Origin of the sequence: Streptomyces sp. UH6 (assembly GCF_013421635.1) — a bacterium.
GTDB lineage: Bacteria > Actinomycetota > Actinomycetes > Streptomycetales > Streptomycetaceae > Streptomyces > Streptomyces abyssomicinicus.
On the sequence record NZ_JACADT010001095.1, the window covers coordinates 1 to 1,787 of the forward strand.

Genomic DNA, 1,787 nt, shown 5'->3' on the forward strand with positions numbered 1-1,787 from the left:
GCGACGGCGGGAGAACCGCTCCCCGGCCCCGGCGGCGAGCGGCAAGCCGACGGTGAGCCCCACCACGGCGAGGACTCCCGGGGCGGGTGTGGTCACGACGGCCAGCGCGAACACCATGCCCAGGTAGTCGAAGGGAGACGGCAGCGTGTCCAGCGGCGCGGGCAGCGGCAGCAGGTCGAAACCCGGCTGTCCGGCGTCGTAGGCGTGGCCGAGCCAGAAACTCAGCAGCACCACGCCGGCCGCGCAGCCGGCCAGCACCGGCAGCGCCGGACGCCGGGAGGAGAGCACGACGGGCGCCCACACGCGGGCGGTCACCGCGTTCCACCGGACGAACGCGTAGCCGACGGCACACAGCAGCAGCGACCACGTCAGCCCCACCAGGACCGAGTCGGCGATACCCATCGAGAGGGCGGTGCGGTGCTCCTCGTCGCCGAGCGCCCCGAGGACCAGGCCACCGCCCACCGCGAGCCCCGTGCGGTGGGCCCCCGCCCACCTGGTGTGACGCACATGCGCCGCGAGCGTCACGCGCCAGACGCCCGCGGCCAGGCCGCCACCGAGCAGCAGGGAGGGCACGACCGCGCTCAGCGCGCTCCCCGGCCGGGCGAGACCGGTCGCCTGCTCGGCCCACTGCGCCACCTGCTGGTAGACGAGTGAGCAGGACAGGGCCAGACCGAACGCCTCCCAGGTGGACATCCCGAACAACAGCCTGGTGTCGTCCAGGGCGCGCAGGCGACGCGCGGCGGAGGGATGCGTCCGCAGGAACAGCGGTGGGCGGCGCCCGGCCGACTCGATGCCGTGCTGGGTGGCGAGCAGGCGCCGCAACGGGTGGGCGCCGGACGTCCACAGGGCGACCCGCGCGTCGGCGTACAGTTCGCGGCTGCGCAGTACGGCACTGCTGGTGTGGGCGACGGTCACCGCCAGCGCGCACTGGGTGACGATGCCGAGCAGCTGATAGGGCAGGAGCCCGGGGAACAGCATCACGCCGACCAGCAGGGCGAACGGCGCGAGGACGGCCGTCGGAGCCGCGAACGCCACGAGGAACAGCCGGTTGCAGATCAGGGTGAGGAAGGCGATGTCCACGTCACGGTTGCGCAGGTGCGCCAGTTCGTGGAGGACGATCGCCTCGAAGGCCTGCGGATCGAGGCGGTGCAGCCGCAGCAGCCCGCCGCTGAGCATCACGTGACGGCGGCCCACCCGCCCGAAGGCCAGCCCGGCCGGGCGCCGGTCGCGCCAGTCGACCACGAACCGCACCCGGCACCGCAGCCCGGCACGGGCCACCAGTGCGGTCAGGAGGCGCTCCACCTCCGGATGGGCCTCGGCGCGCAGTGGCCGGAGCCTGCGGTGACGCAGCCGGTGGACGGGGAGCAGCCAGTAGGTGACGCCGACGACCAACGCCAGGGCGGCGAGGGCCGCCAGCTCGAAGGCGAAGTCACTGCCGACGGACGGTGGATCACAGTCGGGAGGCACGGCGAGGGGGACGGTCCGTTCGGCGGTGTCCGCGGAGGCACAGGCGATCGAGCCGGTGAGGGCCCGCAGGTCGCCCCCGCGTACGAAGTACGCCGCCGAACCGACCATCCCGCCGATGGACCAGGCCATCGCCGTGGACACGCTCAGGATGAGCAGCGCGAACCGCAGGGACGTGCCGGACGGCAGACGGAAGGGGTGCGGCCACACCGGCCCACCGGCCCACGGCCCGGCGGGCACCTCACCCACGGGGACCGTCGTCCCCGTCCTGGGGCAGCCCTCCGCCCTCGGCGGCGGAACCGTCGCCTCCGTCGGCGGGCCGG

General features: G+C 74.5%; 2 protein-coding genes. One reads left to right on the forward strand and one right to left on the reverse strand.

The genetic code is table 11. The annotated features are described in order from the left end of the window. Positions 1–1,596, reverse strand: a 1,596-nt coding sequence (locus tag HW445_RS29580; RefSeq protein WP_218957502.1) for a M48 family metallopeptidase, incomplete at its 3' end; no start/stop codon positions are given. Between HW445_RS29580 and HW445_RS32945 the strand changes: the two genes are divergently transcribed. After that, positions 1,583–1,787: hypothetical protein (locus HW445_RS32945; protein ID WP_218957503.1), on the forward strand; the 205-nt coding region annotated here is incomplete at its 3' end. The two genes, HW445_RS29580 and HW445_RS32945, sit on opposite strands and share 14 nt — an antisense overlap.